11 protein-coding genes and 1 tRNA gene are annotated in these 18,762 nt (G+C 72.2%); 6 read left to right on the top strand and 6 right to left on the bottom strand.

Annotated features, from left to right (window positions below; all coding sequences use genetic code 11):
* Positions 1–17 precede the first annotated feature (17 nt).
* On the bottom strand, positions 18–1,787 hold the full coding sequence (locus ACZ7MF_RS09115) for a discoidin domain-containing protein (RefSeq protein WP_471475452.1): 1,770 nt from the start codon (positions 1,785–1,787) through the stop codon (positions 18–20).
* 92 nt (positions 1,788–1,879) lie between these two features.
* Entirely contained in the window at positions 1,880–2,962 is a 1,083-nt protein-coding gene (locus tag ACZ7MF_RS09110; RefSeq protein WP_471475451.1) for a DUF1996 domain-containing protein, read from the bottom strand.
* A 267-nt stretch (positions 2,963–3,229) separates the two neighbouring features.
* Here ACZ7MF_RS09110 and ACZ7MF_RS09105 point away from each other — a divergent pair, with 267 nt between their 5' ends.
* From ACZ7MF_RS09105 to ACZ7MF_RS09085, 5 genes are all read left to right on the top strand, one after another.
* Positions 3,230–5,041 carry a coagulation factor 5/8 type domain-containing protein gene (locus ACZ7MF_RS09105; protein ID WP_471475449.1) on the top strand — a complete coding sequence of 604 codons (1,812 nt, stop codon included), beginning with the start codon at positions 3,230–3,232 and terminating at the stop codon, positions 5,039–5,041.
* Between the two features lie 352 nt (positions 5,042–5,393).
* Positions 5,394–8,837: an ALF repeat-containing protein gene (locus ACZ7MF_RS09100; protein ID WP_471475448.1), complete on the top strand. Its 3,444-nt coding sequence runs from the start codon at positions 5,394–5,396 to the stop codon at positions 8,835–8,837.
* Positions 8,837–9,223, top strand: coding sequence for a hypothetical protein (locus tag ACZ7MF_RS09095; protein WP_471477200.1), 387 nt, complete (start codon positions 8,837–8,839; stop codon positions 9,221–9,223). The genes ACZ7MF_RS09100 and ACZ7MF_RS09095 overlap by 1 nt, the downstream gene beginning before the upstream one ends.
* A 121-nt stretch (positions 9,224–9,344) precedes the next feature.
* The gene (locus ACZ7MF_RS09090; RefSeq protein WP_471475447.1) at positions 9,345–9,851 is read left to right on the top strand and encodes a hypothetical protein; all 507 of its coding nucleotides are present in this window, start codon (positions 9,345–9,347) and stop codon (positions 9,849–9,851) included.
* 34 nt (positions 9,852–9,885) lie between these two features.
* Entirely contained in the window at positions 9,886–12,093 is a 2,208-nt protein-coding gene (locus ACZ7MF_RS09085) for a S1 family peptidase (RefSeq protein WP_471475445.1), read from the top strand.
* A 148-nt stretch (positions 12,094–12,241) separates the two neighbouring features.
* Here ACZ7MF_RS09085 and fusA read toward each other — a convergent pair whose 3' ends face one another.
* Complete coding sequence (gene fusA, locus ACZ7MF_RS09080; RefSeq protein WP_471475444.1) at positions 12,242–14,302, bottom strand: elongation factor G; 2,061 nt, start codon at positions 14,300–14,302, stop codon at positions 12,242–12,244.
* A gap of 355 nt (positions 14,303–14,657) precedes the next feature.
* Positions 14,658–14,742, bottom strand: a tRNA-Leu gene (locus ACZ7MF_RS09075).
* Positions 14,743–14,895: 153 nt separating this feature from the next.
* Between ACZ7MF_RS09075 and ACZ7MF_RS09070 the strand changes: the two genes are divergently transcribed.
* Positions 14,896–16,227 (top strand): DUF2254 domain-containing protein, encoded by a 1,332-nt coding sequence (locus ACZ7MF_RS09070; protein WP_471475442.1) that lies wholly within the window; start codon positions 14,896–14,898, stop codon positions 16,225–16,227.
* A 56-nt stretch (positions 16,228–16,283) separates the two neighbouring features.
* Here the strand turns inward: ACZ7MF_RS09070 and ACZ7MF_RS09065 are convergent, their stop codons facing one another.
* Together ACZ7MF_RS09065 and sucD are read right to left on the bottom strand one after the other, a co-directional pair.
* Positions 16,284–17,846, bottom strand: coding sequence for an aldehyde dehydrogenase family protein (locus ACZ7MF_RS09065; RefSeq protein ID WP_471475441.1), 1,563 nt, complete (start codon positions 17,844–17,846; stop codon positions 16,284–16,286).
* On the bottom strand, positions 17,843–18,757 hold the full coding sequence (gene sucD / locus ACZ7MF_RS09060; protein WP_471475439.1) for a succinate--CoA ligase subunit alpha: 915 nt from the start codon (positions 18,755–18,757) through the stop codon (positions 17,843–17,845). Before sucD ends, ACZ7MF_RS09065 begins: the two co-directional genes overlap by 4 nt.
* Positions 18,758–18,762: the final 5 nt, after the last annotated feature.

The raw sequence follows: 18,762 nt of genomic DNA, 5'->3' as shown, positions 1-18,762 counted from the left end.
TCCCCTCGTCCCCGGCGTCAGGCGTAGACGCCGAGCTCGTACAGCGAGTAGCCGTAACCCGTGCCGCGCGCGGTGCCGTTGACGCGTACGTAGCGGCCGGTGCCGGACACGTCGAGGGTGTCGACGCCGCCGTTGCCGTCGGTCACCGTGGACACGGTCCGCCAGTTCTGTCCGTCGTCCGAGGTCTGGACGGTGTAGGCCTTGGCGTAGGAGGACTCCCAGTACAGCTGGACGTGCCGGAACGCGGTGCGGGTGCCGAGGTCCACCTGGACCCACTGCGGGTCGCTCCAGTCACTGGCCCACCGGGTGTCCGGGTTCCCGTCCACGGCGTTGGCGGCGGTGCACGGGCAGTCGCCGTAGCTCGGCTGGAAGGAGGACGCGGTGGCCGGCTTGCCGAGGGCGACGTTCGTACCGTCGACGGCGGGTGGCACGACCCGCGCCGAGAGGGTCTCGACGCCGACGTTGCCCCTGCCGTCGGTGGCCTTGACGTACAGCTTCCAGACGCCGGGCCGGTCGGGGGCGGTGACCTTGAGGCGGCCGCCGCCGAGGTCGGTGACGGGGAGTGTGGTCAACTGCTTGCTCTGGTCGATGTAGTTGCTGTTGGCCAGCACCTCGTACGCGATCGGGTCGCCGTCCGGGTCGCCGGCGCGCACGGTGAGGACCAGGTCCTTGCCGGCCTGCACCTTGCCCGCGTCGCCCTCGACGCCGAAGCCGCTCACCACCGGCGGGGTGTTGTCACCGGAGGTGTCACCGCCGTAGGCCCGCTTCACGGCGTAGTACGACAGCCGCTTCTGGCCGGCGGGCAGCAGGTTGAACCAGATGCCGCCGAAGTCGTACTCGGTACCGTAGTGGAACAGGGTCGCGCCCAGGGCGACTCCGCGGTGCCCGGTGACGCAGTTCCAGGCGTCGGTGTAGCCCTGCGCCTTGGCCTGGTCGGTGGGTTCCTCCGGTACGCCGTTGGCGTCGTCCGGCACCTCCCACTCGCCGGCCGGTCCGGACTCGGTGACGATGTACGGCTTGGTGTAGCCGCCCTGTTCCCACGCGGAGCGCACGTCGCACACGGCGTCGTAGGAGTTGACGGCGTACAGGTCCAGGTCGGGGGCGTTCTTCTTGTAGTAGGGCCAGGCGCCGACCCAGGCGTCGGTGGAGGTCACCGGGTGGTTCGGGTCGACGGCGTGGATCTTCTTGGTGACGTCGTTGACGAAGGTGGTGTAGGCGTCGCGCTGGCGCTCCAGCTCGTCGCCGCTGTAGCAGTTCTGCAGGCCCAGCACCGACTCGTTGCCGACGTTCCACATCAGGACGCCGGGGTGGTCCTTGTACTCCTGGACCCAGCGCGGGAACTCGGCGAGCATCTGGTCCTTGTACGCGGTGTCGGTCAGGTAGTTGACGCAGCCGCCGCTGCCCGGGCCGCCGCCGGGCTGGAGCCAGAAGCCGGCGATGACCTTGACGCCGTGGGCGGCGGCGGAGTCGAGGAGCGGGCGGCTGCTCGCGTCGGTGCCCCAGGTGCGGATGGTGTTGACGCCCATGGAGGCCAGGTCGGGCATGTACCGGTCGGCGTCGGCCGGGGACGGGCCCCAGGTGAGGCCCTTGACCGTGTACGGGTTGCCGTCCACGGTCAGTTGCCAGTTTCCCTGGCCGCCGGTGACCTTCACGACGCTGCCGGCCGCGTGCGCCTGGGCGGCGGGCAGGGCGGTGAGCGCGCCGAGCGTGAGCAGGCCGGCGGTCAGGGGGGCGGTGAGTCTGCGGGCGGGGGTGAGTCTGCTGGTGGGGGTACGGGGTCGGCTCATCGGGGTGTGTCTCCGGTCTGCGGGGTATGGGGGGGCGGCCCGGCCGTGGCGGGGGCAGGACGGCCGGGCCGGTCTCAGGGGCCGAAGGGCGGTCAGGGCAGCTCGTAGTCCTCGTTGAGCGCCGCTCCGGCCTCCGGGTGGGTCTGGTCGTAGCCGCGAGCGTCGCACTGCAGCCCGCCGACGATGCAGTGGCCGACCATGGCGTCCAGGGTCGCCTCGTCCCAGGCGTTGAAGAAGTCGTAGTGGAACGAGTAGCTCGCGCCACTGGCCAGTCGCACCTGGGAGAGGTCGCCGTTGACCGGGAAGGCCATCTTGAACTCGATCATCGGCAGCGCGACCGGGTGGTCGGCCGGGCAGATGTTGTTGTTGGTCCCGGGGTTGACCACCGGATACGCCATGTGGCTCTTGTGGTCCGGGGTGTCCAGGTTCTTGCCGTCCCAGCAACTGGGCGCCTGGAAACGGATGTTGACCTGGACGTCCTGACGGTCGGGGCAGTCGGTCGGGAAGTCGACGTTGAAGAAGCTGTCGCCGCACTCCCATCCCTCGACGAACCCGGGGTGGTCACGGAACTCCTGCGCGCTCTGCATCGGGCTGGCGACGACGTAGCGCAATCCCTTCGGGAAGGGGCGCACACTGGTGTAGTCGGTGACGCCGGCCTTGTAGTAGATGGTCTGCGGGCCGACCGGGAGCACCGGGCGGTCGCCTTCGTACATGGTCGGCATCCAGTAGCCCGAGCGGTCGCCGGGCGCCAGGCAGGTGGTGGACCCGGCGTCGAGCGAGGCGGTGGTGCTGTACGCGTTGGTCGTCGTGTTGCCCATGAAGGTGTGGTCGTGGGACTTGCCCGGCTGCTGCGCGTAGACGATCGGGTCGTCGGGCGCCGTGTGGCTGACCGCGCAGTTGGCCTGGAACTCGTGGAAGTAGCGGTGCGGCGGCTCCTTCGTGGACGGGGTGACACCGGTGACCGGCGGGTTCGCGGGGATGTAGCCGTCGCCGTCCGGGTCCTCGGGCGAGGCGGCGGTCGAGACGGCCATGGTGTGTCCGGCATGCGCGGCGGAGGCCGGGGCGGACGCGGCGGGCGTGTCCGCGTTGGCGGCGACCGTGCCGATACCGATCGAGGTCAGCAGTAACGCGCTCGCGACGAGGGTGCCGGACAGAACTTTCGATCTCCGTGGCATGGAGACCTCCTGGGAAGGTCGGGGACATTCTCGGAGAGCGCTCTCCCGACTCGGAGTGTTGAGGGCTCGGGGGGAGGGTGTCAAGGGATGCGGCAGAAGGAACCGCGGTTCGGACCAACACGTCCTGTGCCCCTACTTGTTGAACACAGCACACAAGAAACGGTCGCAACTCTTGACGTCCCGTCGCGGACGGATGAAGCATGCACACCCAGAGAGCGCTCCCCCACCCCCACTTCGTTCACTTCCCGAACAAGGAGAGCCGCCCGCATGCCCTCTTCCCCCACGCCCTCCCCCACGCCCGAGCCCTCCGGGGTGCGCCGCCGCAGCCTCCTCGGAGCGGCCGCGGCGGCGCCCGTGCTGGCCTCGCTGGCGGGCGCCGGATCCGCCTCCGCGGCCCCCGTCACCACCGGCGCCGCGGGCAGCCCCCGCGCGTTGCCCGGCGGTGGCGACCTCGGGCCGAACGTGATCGTCTTCGACCCGTCCACGGCGAACATCCAGGGCAGACTGGACGAGATCTTCAAGCAGCAGGAGTCCGCCCAGTTCGGCACCGGCCGTTACGCGCTGCTGTTCAAGCCCGGCACCTACAGCGGTCTCAACGCCCAACTCGGCTTCTACACCGCGATCGCGGGCCTCGGCCTCTCCCCCGACGACACCACCATCAACGGCGACGTCACGGTCGACGCCGGCTGGTTCGACGGCAACGCCACACAGAACTTCTGGCGTTCGGCGGAGAACCTCGCACTGGTCCCGGTCAGCGGCACCAACCGCTGGGCGGTCTCGCAGGCGGCGCCCTTCCGGCGCATGCACGTGCGCGGCGGCCTCAACCTCGCCCCCGACGGCTACGGCTGGGCCAGCGGCGGCTACATCGCCGACAGCCGGATCGACGGCACGGTCGGCCCGTACTCCCAGCAGCAGTGGTACACCCGGGACAGCTCGGTCGGCGGCTGGCTCAACGCCGTGTGGAACATGGTGTTCTCCGGCGTGGAGGGCGCGCCCGCGCAGAGCTTCCCCGAACCGCCGTACACGACGCTGGAGACGACGCCCGTCTCCCGGGAGAAGCCGTTCCTGTACCTCGACGGCGACGAGTACCGCGTCTTCCTGCCGGAGAAGCGCACCGACGCCCGCGGCGTCTCCTGGGGCAACGGCACCCCGCGCGGCACCTCCCTGCCGTTGACCCAGTTCTACGTGGCCAAGCCCGACGACCCGGCGGCCACCCTGAACCAGGCCCTGGAGGAGGGCCTGCACCTGCTGCTCACGCCGGGGATCTACCACCTCGACCGGACCGTGGACGTGAACCGAGCGGGCACGGTCGTCCTCGGCCTCGGCTACGCCACACTCATCCCCGACAACGGCGTCACCGCGCTGAAGGTCGCCGACGTGGACGGCGTCCGCCTGGCCGGGTTCCTCGTGGACGCCGGTCCGGTGAACTCCGCGACCCTGCTGGAGGTCGGGCCCGAGGGGGCGTCCGCGGACCACTCGGCCAACCCGACCACCGTGCAGGACGTGTTCGTCCGGATCGGCGGCGCGGGCCCCGGCAAGGCGACCACGAGCCTGGTCGTCAACAGCCGGCACACCATCGTCGACCACACCTGGGTGTGGCGCGCCGACCACGGCGACGGCGTCGGCTGGGAGACCAACCGCGCCGACTACGGCGTGGTGGTCAACGGCGACGACGTGCTGATCACCGGCCTGTTCGTGGAGCACTTCAACAAGTACGACGTGCAGTGGAACGGCGAGCGGGGCCGCACCGTCTTCTTCCAGAACGAGAAGGCGTACGACGCCCCGGACCAGGCCGCGATCCAGAACGGCTCGGTCAAGGGCTACGCCGCCTACAAGGTCGGCGACGACGTCACCGAGCACGAGGGCTGGGGCCTGGGCAGCTACTGCTACTACAACGTGAACCCGTCCATCGTGCAGCACCACGGCTTCGCCGCGCCGAACCGTTCCGGGGTGCGCTTCCACGGGCTGCTCGTGGTGTCGCTCGGCGGAAACGGGCAGTACGAGTGCGTCATCAACGACACGGGCTCGCCCACGTCGGGGACGGACACCGTGCCGTCGAAGGTGGTGCAGTACCCCTGAGGTGAACCCGACGTCGGCCTTCAAGACCCGGTTGTGGCCTTGAAGGCCGACGTCGTGGTACGGGGCGGCAAGCCAATTCGGTCTCCATCAATTCGTTACCAAGATCGCTACAACCCTTTCGGGTCGTGACACACATCACGGCGCACGCTCGCGGATTACCCAATTTCTGCCCGTTTTCTGCATTGGACGGGTAGTCAATCCCCCGCTTCGATAGAGCACTTGAACCGCAGGGGGAGCGGCGAGATTTCCCCTCGTGTTGTCCGAGAAGGGAGTCTTGGTGTCACCATCACCACGGGTATTCAGCAGACGTCAGTCACTGGCTATTTTCGGCGGAATCGCGGCAGGTACCGCGGTGCCCCTGGGGCTGTTCGGGTCCGGCCCCGCGTACGCGGCGGACACGGCGGAGCCCGACGGGGGTACGGGGCTGCCCGACACCGACCGCGGCAAGGTCGTACAGGCGTACCGGACCGGCGGCCGCGCGGTGCGCACGGCCGCGGCGGCGGCGCTCGTGGGCAACGCGGACACCGTGGCCACGTTCCTCGGCGAGCGGCTGCCGGCGGCCACGGCCGAGGACAATCGGTTCACCCTCACCGAGGCCCTGGTCAGCGCGGGCAAGGCGACGCGTACCGGGATCGGACAGGCGCTGTCCGGCGGGGACGCGGCGGTCGCCGCCTATCTGCAGGGCGGCTTCGAGTCGGCGGTGCACGAGGACCTCCGGGTGGCCGTGACCACCGTCAACGCACACGGCGGCAAGGCCGTGAAGCGCGAGTCCTCCGAGGCACTCGCGACCGGTACGGACTTCGCCCTGCGGGACTTCCTCAGCAGCGGGCAGTACCAGGCGCACGACGAGGACCAGCGCGTCGAGGTGACCTCCATCCTCGTGACCGCCTCGCCGCAGGTGCGGGAGTACGCGGAGCGGGCGCTCGACGACGGATCGCCGCGCGCGATCCAGTGGTTCCTGACGACCGGGCAGTACATCGCCCGGGCGCGGGACGAGGAGTCGGCGGAGATCCAGCAGCTCGTCAAGATCGTGGAGTCGGAGGGCCGGCGCGCCGAGCTCAAGACCGACGAAGCGGTCGAGCTGTCCGAGCAGGCGGTGCAGGCCGCCGCGAAGGCCAAGGCCGCCGCGCTGGAGGCGAAGGCCGAGGCCCAGGCCGCCGAGCAGGACGTGCAGCGCTCGGCCAGGGCCGCCAACAAGGCGGCGCGGGCCGCCCAGGGTGCCGCGGCCGCCGCATCGACCGCGGTGTCCGCCTCGCGCACCGCGCAGGCCGCGGCCCGGCGTTCGGTGTCCGCCGCGAACGCCGCCGCGGCAGCCGCCGCGGCCGCGGGGCGCGCCGCCTCGCGTGCGTACCACGCCGCGATCAGCGCCTCCAAGAACGCGAACATGGCGGAGGCCGCCAACCAGGCGGCGAAGGCCGCGCGGGTCATGGTCGACTGGGTGCGCACCGTGGCCGCGAAGGCCAAGCTCGCGGCCCTCGCCTCCGACGCGGCCGAGGCCGCGGGCAACGCCGCCGCGGGTGCCGCGGTCAACTCGGCCGCCGCCGCGCGCGCTTCCGCCGACGCCGCCGCGGCCTCCGGTGCCGCGCAGTCCCAGGCCGCCGAGGCGCAGCGCCAGGCCGCCATCGCGGAGGCCGCCGCGGGCCGGGCCACGGCCGCCGCGAGCCGGGCCTCCACCCTGTCCCGCAGGTCGGCCGCCGCCGCCCGGTCCGCGTCCGCCGCCGCCGACAGCGCGGCCGACCATGCGGAGAAGGCGGCCGACGCCGCCGAGGAAGCGGCCCGGAACGCCGGCAAGGCCGTGGACTACGCCAACCGCTCCACCGCCGCCGCCAACGCCGCCGTGGAAGCCGCGAACACGGCGTACGACGCGGTCACCGAGGCCCGGGAGGTCGAGAAGGAGGCCCGTGAGGCCGAGATCGCCCGGCTGAACGAGGAGACCGAGGAAGCGATCGAGGTCGCCAAGCAGCAGCGGCGCGAGGAGACCGACCGTCTGGAGCGCGCCAACCGCGAGCGCACCCAGGAGGCGCGGCTGTCCGAGGAACTCGTCGCGCTGATCACCGCGATGGAGGCGGCGTTCGCCGACGGCCGCACCGGGGAGGCCGTGGACAAGGGCCGGCAGGCCGCCGTCCTGCTCCTCGACCGGTCCGGCACGTGGACCCGCGAGGCCGCCGAGTTCGCGCTGGCCGGCTCCGACGAGGACGTGCTGCGCTGGATCGAGGCCGACCGGGTCATCGCGCTGCAGCAGGACAACGCGGAGAACACCGCGGCCACCGCCGCGATCTCCACGCAGAACGTGGCCGAGGCCGCCACGGCGGCGCTGCGGACCGAGGACCCCGCCGCCATCAGGACCTTCCTGGAGAAGGGCGCGGTCGAGGCGGCCAGGGACGACAACGAGGTCGAGGTCACCACGCTCCTCGCGGACGACTCCACCGGTACCGCCGTACGGCGTGCCGCCGAGGCCGCCCTGACGGACGGCTCCGCCGAGGCGCTGCACACGTTCCTGCACGTGAAGCGCGCCGCGGCCGTCCACGAGGACGACAAGGTGGCGGCCACCACGCTCCTGGTCTCCGGCGGCCCGTACGTCCAGGCCGCGGCGAAGGTCGCCCTCGAGGGCGACACGCACATGCTGCGCCAGTTCATCGGCACGACGCAGCACGAGTTCGCGCGCATCGACCACGACCACGCCACGCACATCAGCGCGATCCGTGCGGCGATCGCACGGGCGGCGAAGACCGCGCAGGACGCGCTCGAGGACGCGGCGCGTGCCTCCGAGGCCGCGGCCCTCGCCCGGCAGGCCGCCGAGGAGGCCACCGAGTGGGCCGGCAAGGCCAAGGGCTGGGCGGCCGACGCCAAGGCCTCCGCCGAGGAGGCCCGCCAGAACGCGGAGGACGCGGAGAACTCCGCTGCCGCCGCCGCCCGGTCCGCGCAGACCGCGGCGAACGCGGCCGCCGTGGCCCGCAGGGCGAGCAGCGTGGCGCGGGACGCGGCGAACCGGGCGGTGCGCTCCGCCGAGACCGCCGCGTCCTACGCCCTGGACGCCCAGCGTTCCGCGACCGTCGCACGCCAGGCGAAGCTCGCGGCGGGCAAGTCCTTCGCCGAGGCGGCCGCCGCCGCCACCGAGGCGCGGATCCTGGTCATCCAGGCCGCGATCCGGCAGGCCATCCAGGACGCGCTCGACAACTCGAAGGTGCCGATCGACGGCGAGACCGGGCTGCCCGACGGCGCCGAGAGCTGCCTGACGCCGTTCGGCGACCCGATCGAGCACCGCAACAACACCAACCCGTGGGAGCTGGGCTGGAGCTGGCTCACCGGCTCGGGTCCCACCTCGCAGTGCTTCGGCCCGGACGACGAGTTCACCCGCCTCTACCGTGAGCACTCGCACACGCAGGGGGTTCTCGCCTACTTCCTCAACGAGTGGCAGCGGACCGGGAAGTACGAGCTGGGTCACACCTACATGAACGACTACATGCTCAGCGGCTTCGACGGCGCCGGCAAGTACATGACGGACTACGGGACGCTCACCACGGGCGGACTCACCGGCAACCTCGCGTACACGTTCCTGGGCTCGCATCAGGTCCGTATGACTCCCATCCGGGAGAACGCGGACGGATCGGTCACCTGGCGCTACACCGCGTACAACGAGTCGGACATCGAGTCGGCGACGCACCCTCCGGTCATCGGGTACACGGACTGGTGGAGCGACACCGTGGGCGCCTTCGTCGACAAGGTCGTCGGCGACGAGGGGCCGCTGTCGCCCAAGACCCAGGTGATCGAGTTCAACGTCACGCTCGGCCCGTGATGCGTAGAAGGGCGAGCGGGCGGTGGCTCTTCGCCGTGCTCGCCGCGTCCGCGGTGCTCGTGTCGGGGTGCTCGGGTCCGGTCGACCCGGGGAAGCTGCCCGGCGTGTACCGCAATGACGAGGGCGGGCAGATCGAGCTCTCGAAGGACGGCACGTTCTCGGCCACCCGCGTGACGACGAGCGACGGCTCGGATCCGGCCGACTTCAGCGGCAGCTGGGACTACGAGGATCCGGGTGACTCGGACGATTTCGTCTACCTGGGCATCGAGGACGGCGGGCTCGGCAAGCTCGGCGGAATCCAGCTCTACGTAGACGATCAGGACACGCTGTACTTCCAGTCCGATCCGGACGGACCGGTCACACAAAAGCTCAACAAGAAGAGCTGAGCGGCCTCACATTCTCACCGGTTGCCCGGTTCCTGTTCTTTTCAGGAATGGGGCAACCGGGTCAAGTGCGCCCTTCGACAAGGCGCTTCAACCCAAATTCCGTCGACTTTCTAGGACTGTGATGAAGACACGCAGCTCATTCGTGCGCGTGCTGGGCGCGGCGGCCACCGCCGGCGCCCTGGCATGGGCCGTGCTCGCCCAGGGTGGCGCGGGCACCGCCGCCGGTTCCGCCACCGAGGCCGTCGCCGAGGCCGCGCCCGGTTACGCCGTCGAGGACTACAACTACCCGAACGCCGACAAGATCCTGGCCGAGCAGAACATCGTCCTCAAGCGCGGCGACGGCCACATCGTGCTGGCCGACTGCGCCGGCGGGGGCAACCTCCTGCAGTTCCTCGCGCGCGACCACGAGGACGTCTGCTTCGAGGTCACCGCCGACGAGGGCTACCTGACCCTCGAACTGCCCGCGGTGCACGGGGTGAAGACGGACGACTCCACCAACACCCACCTGGAGATGACCGCCGAGGGCGACCAGGTGGAGTACGACATCCCCGCGGACACGTGGAAGGGCGTCGGCGAGTCCGTCGACGGCCGCGAGCACGTCCTGGTCGAGATCCGCGTCAGCAACTAACCGGCGTCCCCCTGTGATTGAGGAATCCACTCGTATGTCTTCCATCAGACGTTCCCGGCCGGCCGTGCTCGGCGCGGCCCTGGTCGCCGGATCGCTGGCGCTGAGCACGGCGGCCGCCGTCGCCGTCACCGGCGGCACCCCGGTCGCCGATTCGGACACCACCCACGCCTACACCGCGCAGATCACCGTCGGCGCCCACGACCGCGGCTGCTCCGCGGTGCTCGTCGACGCCGAATGGCTGCTCACCGCCGCCAGCTGCTTCGCCGAGGACCCGGCCGCCTCGCTCGCCGTCCCGGCCGGCGCCCCCGCCAAGGCGACCACCGCCGTCATCGGCCGCTCCGACCTCTCCGGCACCCAGGGCGCCGAGCGCCGCGTCGTCGAGATCGTGCCGCGCACCGACCGCGATGTGGTCCTGGCCCGCCTCAACCGGCCCGTCACCAACGTGACCCCGGCTCAGCTCGCCACCACCGCGCCCACGGCCGGCGCGGAGCTGACGTTCGCCGGATACGGGCGTACGGACACCGTCTGGGCGCCGCTCGAGCTGCACACCGGCACCTACACCGTCGACTCCACGGCGGCCACCTCCGCGGGCGTCACCGGCAAGGACGGCGCGGCCGCCTGCATGGGCGACACCGGCGGCCCGGTCGTCTCCGGCGGCAAGCTCGTCGGCCTCAACAGCCAGTCCTTCCAGGGCGGCTGCCTCGGCGTCGACGAGACCCAGACCTCCACCGCGGGCGTCATCGCGCGCGTCGACGACCTCGCCTCCTGGGTGGCCGAGAAGGCCGGCGCCACCCGCATCGTCGACTTCAACGGCGACGCCGTCGAGGACATCGCCGTCGGCGACCCGATGGCCACGGTCGGCGGTGACACCACCGCGGGTCTCGTCCGTGTCGTCCACGGCGGCGGCAAGGGCACCGCGGAGATCACCCAGGACCTCGACTGGGTGACCGGCGGCGCCGAGGCCGGGGACCACTTCGGCAACCACCTCGCGACCGTCGACTACAACGAGGACGGCTACACCGACCTCGTCGTCACCGCGTCCGAGGAGAACGTCGGCAGCGCGGTCGACGCCGGCTTCTTCGACATCCTGTTCGGGGGCAAGAACGGCCTCGGCAGCGGCCCGGCGTCCCGCCACTTCGAACAGGGCTCCGGCAACGGTTCCATCGGCAGCGCCGCGCCGGAGAGCGGCGATCGGATGGGCGCCTCCCTCGCCGCGGGCACCACCGCCGCGGGCGAGCCGTGGATCCTGGTCGGCGCGCCGGGCGAGGCGCTCGGCTCGCTCACCAAGGCGGGCGGTGCCTTCTACGTGCACGGCGACACCAGCATCAGCATCAACCAGGACTCTTCGAACGTCCCCGGTGCGGCCGAGGCGAACGACGCCTTCGGCACGTCCGTCGCGGGCGACTCCAACTTCATCGCCATCGGCGCTCCCAATGACGCCATCGGCAGCGACGCGAACGCGGGCAACCTGACCGTGCTCAGCCACAAGCTGGACGCCGACGGACGGCCCACCGTGGTCACGGGCATGGACCAGGACAACGAGAAGATCAGCGGCGGCGCCGAGGCCGGTGACAAGTTCGGTCAGGCCCTCGCGCTGGTCGCCTACCGCCCGTCCGGTGCGGCCACGGCCACCGACTCGATCCTCGCGATCGGCTCGCCCGGCGAGGCCCTGGCGGCCGAGACCGGTGCCGCGCAGCAGGCGGGCGCGGGCAACGTCATGCTCGTGCACATCGCGGCCGACGGCACCTGGGACTACCTGCACGCGCTCAACCAGGGCTCCAGCACCGACGACCGCTCCGGCACGATCGAGGCGGGCGACTCCGTGGGCGCGTCGCTCAGCGCGGTCAACACCGCTCCGCGGGAGGTCGGCTCGGCCGACACCCTGAAGGTCGCCGTGGGCGTCCCCGGCGAGGACCTCGCGGGTGCTGCCGACGCCGGCGCCATCCACACCTTCTCGCTGATGGGCTCGGCAGGCGCCAACGACCTGTGGATCGAGGCCGGCGACGGCGACGGTGTCCCGGGGACCCCGGGCGCGGGCGAGAAGCTGGGCACGAGCATCCACTTCACCCCGCGGAACCTCTACGCCGGTATGCCCTATGGGCCCGCCGCCACCGGAGCCCTGCACGTCCTGCCCTTCCCGAACGTCGTGCCGGGCGGTACGAGCCGCCCCGCGACCACGTACCAGCCGGGTCAGGGCGGACTCCCCGCCAACGGCAACTACTTCGGGTACGCGGCGCGGTAGCGGCTGCCGCCGTACGACCTGAGCGCCCGGGGACCACCCGGTGACGCCTTGGCCGATCAGCGGCAGGTTCCTTCGGCCCCGCCGGACTTCGGTCCGGCGGGGCCGAGTGCTGCGCGGCGGCCCGGGTGGGCGGGGCCGCCCGGCACGCCTACCGTGCGACCGCCGCCGGTGCGGGCGCGTAGCCGGTCGGCCGGGCGGTGAAGGTGCCCCGGCCCTGGGTGCGGCTGCGCAGCCGGGTCGCGTAGCCGAACAGTTCGGCCAGCGGGACCGTGGCCGTGACCACCGCAGCGCCGCCCCGGGTGTCGGAGCCGGTGACCCGGCCGCGGCGCGCGGCGAGGTCGCCGAGCACGCCGCCGACACCGTCCTCGGGCACGGTGACCGTGACCTCCACGACCGGTTCGAGCAGGACCGTCCCGGAGGCGCGCAGGGCGTCGCGGAGACCGAACCGGCCGGCGGTGCGGAAGGCCGTGTCCGAGGAGTCCTTCACATGCGTCTGGCCGTCGGTGAGGGTGACCCTGAGGCCGGTCACCGGGTGGCCGCCCAGCGGACCCTCGGCGAGGGCGTCCCGGCAGCCCGCCTCGACCGCCCGGACGTACTCCTGCGGCACACGTCCGCCGACGACCGTCGAACGGAACACGAAGCCGCCGCCCGCACCGTCCTCGTCCGCGTCCTCCTCCCAGGGCTCCACGTCGAGCACGATGTGCGCGAACTGCCCGGCGCCGCCGTCCTGTTTGACGTGCCGGTGGACGAAGCCGGTGACGCCTTCGCCGACGGTCTCGCGGTACGCCACGCCGGGGCGGCCGACCGTGGCCTCCAGCCCGTGCTCGCGCCGGACGCGCTCCACCGCGACCTCCAGGTGCAGTTCGCCCATGCCGGACAGCACGGTCTGCCCGGTCTCCGGGTCGGTCCGTACGGCCAGTGAGGGGTCCTCCTCGGTCAGCCGGGCGAGCGCGGCGGCCAGCCGGTCGGTGTCGGTGGAACGCCGGGCCTCCACGGCCACGTGCACGACCGGTTCGGCCACGCCGGGGGGTTCCAGGAGCAGTGGGGCGCCCGGTGCGCACAGGGTCGAGCCGGCGCGGGCCGTCTTCAGGCCGACCACGGCGACGATGTCCCCGGCGACCGCGCGCTCCAGCGGGTCGTGCCGGTCGGCCCGTACCCGCAGGATGCGGCCGATGCGCTCGGTGCGGCGCGTGCCCGCGTCCCACACGGTGTCTCCCTTCCCGATCGTGCCCGAGTACACCCTCAGGTACGTCAGCCGTCCCGTCGGGGTGGCGTTCACCTTGAACGCCAGTGCCGCCATCGGCGCCGCCGGGTCGGCGGGCCGTTCCTTCTCCGTGCCGTCGTGGGTGCCGCGCACCGGGGGCACGTCCAGCGGCGAGGGCAGGTACGCCACCACGGCGTCCAGCAGCGGTTCGATGCCGCGGTTGCGGTAGGCGGAGCCGCACAGCACGACCACGCCGTCGCCCGTGCGCGTCAGGTCGCGCAGGGCGCCGGTGAGGGTGGCCGCGGTGAGCGTCTCCCGGTCGCAGAACTCCTCCAGCGCGCCCGGGTGGCGTTCGGCGACCGCCTCCTCCAGCAGCCGCCGCCTGCGGGCGGCCTCCTCGCGCAGCGTCCCGGGCACCGGACCCTCCTCGGCCGTGTCCGCGCCGTCGGCCCATACGAGGGCGCGCATGCGCGGCAGGTCGACGACGCCGGTGAAGCCGTCCTCCGTGCCGATGGGCAGCTGCACCACCAGGGGTACGGGGTGCAGCCGTTCGCGGATCGAGGCGACGGCGGTGTCCAGGTCGGCGCCCGCCCGGTCCATCTTGTTGACGAACGCGATCCTGGGTACGCCGTGCCGGTCGGCCTGCCGCCACACGGACTCGCTCTGCGGTTCGACGCCCGCGACCGCGTCGAAGACGGCGACCGCGCCGTCCAGCACGCGCAGGGAGCGTTCGACCTCGTCGGCGAAGTCGATGTGCCCCGGGGTGTCGATGAGGTTGATCCGGTGGCCCGCCCAGGAGCAGCTGACGGCCGCGGCGAAGATGGTGATGCCGCGGTCGCGTTCCTGCGGGTCGAAGTCGGTGACGGTGGTGCCGTCGTGGACCTCGCCGCGCTTGTGGGTGGTACCGGTGAGGTAGAGGATCCGCTCGGTGACGGTGGTCTTCCCGGCGTCGACGTGGGCGAGGATGCCCAGGTTGCGGACGGTGGTGAGCGGGTTGGTGCGCATGGCCCGAAGCCTTTCGGAGGAACCGGAGAAGGGCAGCGCGATCTCCCCGGACGCACGCGCCGGACGCTCCCGGCGAGGGGCGTCGGCCGTCAGAAGTGCGTCGCGGGCATCCGGTGCCGGCCGCGCAGCGGGCACCGGACGGCCGAAGACACCAGGATCACCTCGTAGCGGGACGGGGAGACGACGGCAGCGGTGCGGATGCGCACGGCCCTGCTCCCCTCGCTCGGTCACGATCCCGGTGTGTCGTGGTGAGTGTAGGGAGGCCGGGTCCGGCGCCGCACCGGGTTTTTCGTCCGGAAACGCGAAATGCCGGCCGGGATCTCTCCCGACCGGCATCGTGCTCTGCTCGATCTTGTGTCCGAGGGGGGACTTGAACCCCCACGCCCGATAAAGGGCACTAGCACCTCAAGCTAGCGCGTCTGCCATTCCGCCACCCGGACCAGGTGTCTGTCGCGGTGCGGAGGAGCTCCCCCGCGGCGACATGGACAACCATACCAAGGTTTCGCGGTGCCTTTCACCTGCGTTTCCTTCCCCCGCTCTCCCCCTGAGCGGCGGTCCGGGACCGGCGGCTCCGCTGCGCCTAGGGTCGCACCATGAGTGACTGGATGGTTACGCAGGGCCCGCTCCCGCGCCGTCGGCCGCGGGCGTTGTCGCCGCTCAGGGAGCATCTGCGGGACACGTTCTGGTTCGCGCCCACCGCGGCGATGGCGGGTGTGTTCGTGGTCTGGCTGGTGGCCCAGGAGCTCGACGCGGCCCTCGTCCGTTCACTGCAGGACGACGGCGACTACGACACGCTCGCCGAACTGCTGCGCTTCGCGGACGACGCGAAGACGGTGGTGTCGGCGGTCGGCTCGGCGATGATGACCTTCATCGGTGTGGTGTTCAGCATCTCCCTGGTCGCCGTGCAGATGGCGAGCGGGCAGTTCACCCCGCGGGTGGTGCGGCTCTTCGTCCGCAGCCGGATCACCAAGGCGACCTTCGCCGTCTTCCTCGCCACCTTCGTCCTGACGCTGCTCGTCCTGACCAGCTACGACAGCAATGCCGATCCCCGCACCGCCACGTCCGTCCCGCTGGTGCAGTCGGTGCTCACCCTGGCCATGGTCGCGTTGAGCCTGCTGCTCTTCGTGATGTACGTGAACGCCACCCTGCGCCTGATGCGGGTCAGCCATGTGATCGCCCGCATCGCCGCCGAGTCCTTCCGGGTGGCGGCGCTGATGCCGGTGCCGGCGGACGGCGGCGAGGCGCCCGGGCTCGGGCCCGTGACGGCGTGGATCGCCCACGACGGGCAGGGCGGCGTACTGCGCGACGTGCACATCGCCCGGCTGGTGCGGGTGGCCCGGGGGCACGGGGTGGTGCTGCGGCTGGTCCCGCGGATCGGCGACTTCCTGGTGCCGGGCACACCGGTCCTGGCGGTGCACGGCGGGGCGGCTCCGCCGCGCCGGGCGCTGCGCTACGCCCTCTCCGTCGGGGTGGAGCGCACCTTCCACCAGGACCTGGCGTTCGGGCTGCGCCAGCTGTCCGACATCGGGCTGCGTGCCCTGTCGCCCGCGGTCAACGATCCGACGACCGCCGTGCAGGCGCTGGACCGGGTCGTGCAGATCCTGGCCACGCTGTCCCGGCGGCCGCTGGACGCCGCCCTGCACCGGGACCGCCGCGGCGCCCTCCGGCTGGTGCAGCCCGTACCCGGCTGGGCGGAGCTGGTGGACCTCGGCTTCGCCGAGGTCCGTGCCTGCGCCACCGGGTCGCCGCAGGTCACCCGGCGTCTGGTGGCCGGTCTCGACGACCTGCTGCTGCTCGTGCCGCCGGAGCGGCGCGCACCGCTGCTGCGCCACCGTGAGCTGCTGCGGCAGGCCGTCGAGCGGACCGCGCCGACCGCGGCGGACCGGGCCTTCGCCCTGCGGCCGGACCGGCAGGGCATCGGCTGACCCGGGGTGCCCGGCGGAGACCGCCGACACCCCTGACCGCATGAGGCCGACACCCCTTACGGCATGAGGTGGTGGTCCGGGAAGTTCCCCGGCAGCCGCTCCCCCGCCGGCCCGCGGGTCACGGCGCGCACCAGCAGCTCACCGCCCACGAAGGCGCCGCGCCAGGACGCCCCGTGTCCGCCGAACAGCTCGTCGCGGTCCCCGCGCGAGCGCGGCACGCCGTGGCCGACCTTGAACGCGCGGATCTGCGGCGCCAGCCTGTCGTACGTCGCCGGGTCGTCCGTGGACAGCGTGGCCACCAGGGCGCCGTTGGAGGCGTTCATCGCGGCGAGCAGCTCGGCCTCGGTGTCGACCAGGACGATGGTGTCGACCGGGCCGAAGGGTTCCGCGTGGTGCAGCGGCGAGGATCGGGGCGGGTTGAGCAGGGTGACCGGCTGGACGTAGGCGGAGGTGTCCTGGCCGGGCAGGAACCGGGCAGCGGCCGCGCTGCCGCGGTGCAGCGGGACGGCTCCCCGGTCGACGGCCTCGGCGACCTGGTCGTGCAGCTCCTTGGCCTTCGCCGCGTTGATCACCGGGCCGAAGTCCAGCGCCGGGTACGGGTCGTCCGGTGCGGGCACGGCGAGCGGGTGGCCGACGCGGAGTGTGCGGACGGCCGGGAGGTACGCCGCGAGGAACGCGTCGAACTGCTGCCGCTGGACGACGAAGCGCGGGTAGGCGGTGCAGCGTTGCTTGCCGTAGTCGAAGAGCTTCGGGACGACCCGGGCGAGCGCGTCCCAGTCCGTGAAGTTCCAGATGCCCCAGGTGTTGAGTCCTTCCTGTTCGAGGATGTGCCGCTTGCCGAGGTCGGCGACGGCGGTGGCGACGTCCGCGCCGGTGTCCCGGCCGCCGACGAAGGAGACACAGCCGATCTCGGGCGCCCGGACCAGTGCCTGCGACAGCTCTCGGCCGCCGCCGCTGAGGAGGGTGACGGGAAGTCCTTCGCGGGCGGCGAGTGCGCAGGCCAGGGTCAGGCAGGCGACTCCGCCGTCGGTCGGGGTCTTGGCGATGACCGCGTTGCCCGCCAGGGCCTGGACCAGCAGGGCGTGGACGAGGACGCTCATCGGGTAGTTCCAGCTGGCGATGTTGGACACCGGGCCGTCCAGCGGAGCGCGCCCGTCGAGCATGTCCTCGATGCCGTCGAGGTACCAGCGCACGCCGTCGACGGCCCGGTCGACGTCGGCCCGCGCCGACCGCCAGGGCTTGCCGATCTCCCAGACCAGCAGCAGCGCGAGCAGGTCGCGGTGCTGGGCGAGGGCGTCGAGGGTGGCCGCGACGCGGGCGCGGCGCTCGGGCAGGGGGACGTGGCGCCAGGCCCGGTGCCGGTCGAGCGAGGCGCGTACGGCGCGGTGGGCCGTGGCGGCGTCGAGCCGGGGCGGGCCGGCGATCGGGGTGCCGTCGACCGGGCTGGTGGCGGGCAGGACCCGGCCGTCCGCCCGCCAGCCGGCGGCCCAGAGGTTGAGGACGCGGTCGTCGCGGAACGCCTCGGGGGCGAGGGTGCGGCAGCGGCGCCAGGAGTCGGCCCAGGAGGTGCCGGACTTCAGGGTGAGGGGCTCGGTGTCCGGAGTGCCGGCCGCCGTCACGCGCGGGCTCCGTCGTCCTGTGCGGCACCGTCGAGTACGTCGAGTGCCTCGAGGACGTGCCGTGCCGTCTCGGTCGGCGTGCTCCCGACCCGTACGCCGACCGCCTCCAGCGCCTCCTGCTTCGCCCGCGCCGTGCCCGAGGAGCCGGAGACGATGGCGCCGGCGTGGCCCATCGTCCGGCCCTCGGGTGCGGTGAAACCGGCGATGTAGGCGACGACGGGCTTGGTGACGTGCGCGCGGATGTGGGACGCCGCGCGTTCCTCCGCGTCGCCGCCGATCTCTCCGATGAGGATGATCAGTTCGGTGTCGGGATCGTCCTCGAAGGCGGTGAGGCAGTCGATGTGACTGGTGCCGACGACCGGGTCGCCGCCGATGCCGACGCAGGTGGAGAAGCCGATGTCGCGCAGTTCGTACATGAGTTGGTAGGTGAGCGTGCCCGACTTGGAGACCAGGCCGATACGGCCGGGTTTGGTGATGTCGGGCGGGATGATGCCCGCGTTGGACTGGCCGGGGGTGATCAGGCCGGGGCAGTTGGGACCGATGACGCGGGTGCCCTTGGCCCGGGCGTGGGCGGTGAGGGCGACGGAGTCGTGCACGGGGATGCCCTCGGTGATGACGACCGCGAGGCCGATTCCGGCGTCGGCGGCTTCCACGACCGCGGCCTTGGTGAAGGCGGGCGGCACGAAGACGACCGTGACGTCGGCACCCGTGCGTTCGATGCCCTCCCGGACCGACCCGAAGACCGGGACGGTGCGGTGGTCGAAGTCCACGGTGCGGCCCGCCTTGCGCGGGTTGACGCCGCCGACGACGTCGGTGCCCGCGGCCAGCATGCGGCGGGTGTGCTTCATGCCCTCGGCTCCGGTCATGCCCTGGACGAGGACCTTGCTCTCCTTGGTGAGGTAGATCGCCATGTCGT

Source organism: Streptomyces sp. NPDC111628 (assembly GCF_055635195.1).
This window is presented reverse-complemented; position numbering and strand designations above follow the sequence as displayed.

Bases quoted from the DNA above. Each gene is read 5' to 3' on its own strand.
- ACZ7MF_RS09115 (WP_471475452.1), bottom strand. From the start codon at position 1,787: ATGAGCCGACCCCGTACCCCCACCAGCAGACTCACCCCCGCCCGCAGA.
- ACZ7MF_RS09110 (WP_471475451.1), bottom strand. From the start codon at position 2,962: ATGCCACGGAGATCGAAAGTTCTGTCCGGCACCCTCGTCGCGAGCGCG.
- ACZ7MF_RS09105 (WP_471475449.1), top strand. From the start codon at position 3,230: ATGCCCTCTTCCCCCACGCCCTCCCCCACGCCCGAGCCCTCCGGGGTG.
- ACZ7MF_RS09095 (WP_471477200.1), top strand. From the start codon at position 8,837: ATGCGTAGAAGGGCGAGCGGGCGGTGGCTCTTCGCCGTGCTCGCCGCG.
- ACZ7MF_RS09090 (WP_471475447.1), top strand. From the start codon at position 9,345: ATGAAGACACGCAGCTCATTCGTGCGCGTGCTGGGCGCGGCGGCCACC.
- ACZ7MF_RS09085 (WP_471475445.1), top strand. From the start codon at position 9,886: ATGTCTTCCATCAGACGTTCCCGGCCGGCCGTGCTCGGCGCGGCCCTG.
- fusA (WP_471475444.1), bottom strand. From the start codon at position 14,302: ATGCGCACCAACCCGCTCACCACCGTCCGCAACCTGGGCATCCTCGCC.
- ACZ7MF_RS09070 (WP_471475442.1), top strand. From the start codon at position 14,896: ATGAGTGACTGGATGGTTACGCAGGGCCCGCTCCCGCGCCGTCGGCCG.
- sucD (WP_471475439.1), bottom strand. From the start codon at position 18,757: ATGGCGATCTACCTCACCAAGGAGAGCAAGGTCCTCGTCCAGGGCATG.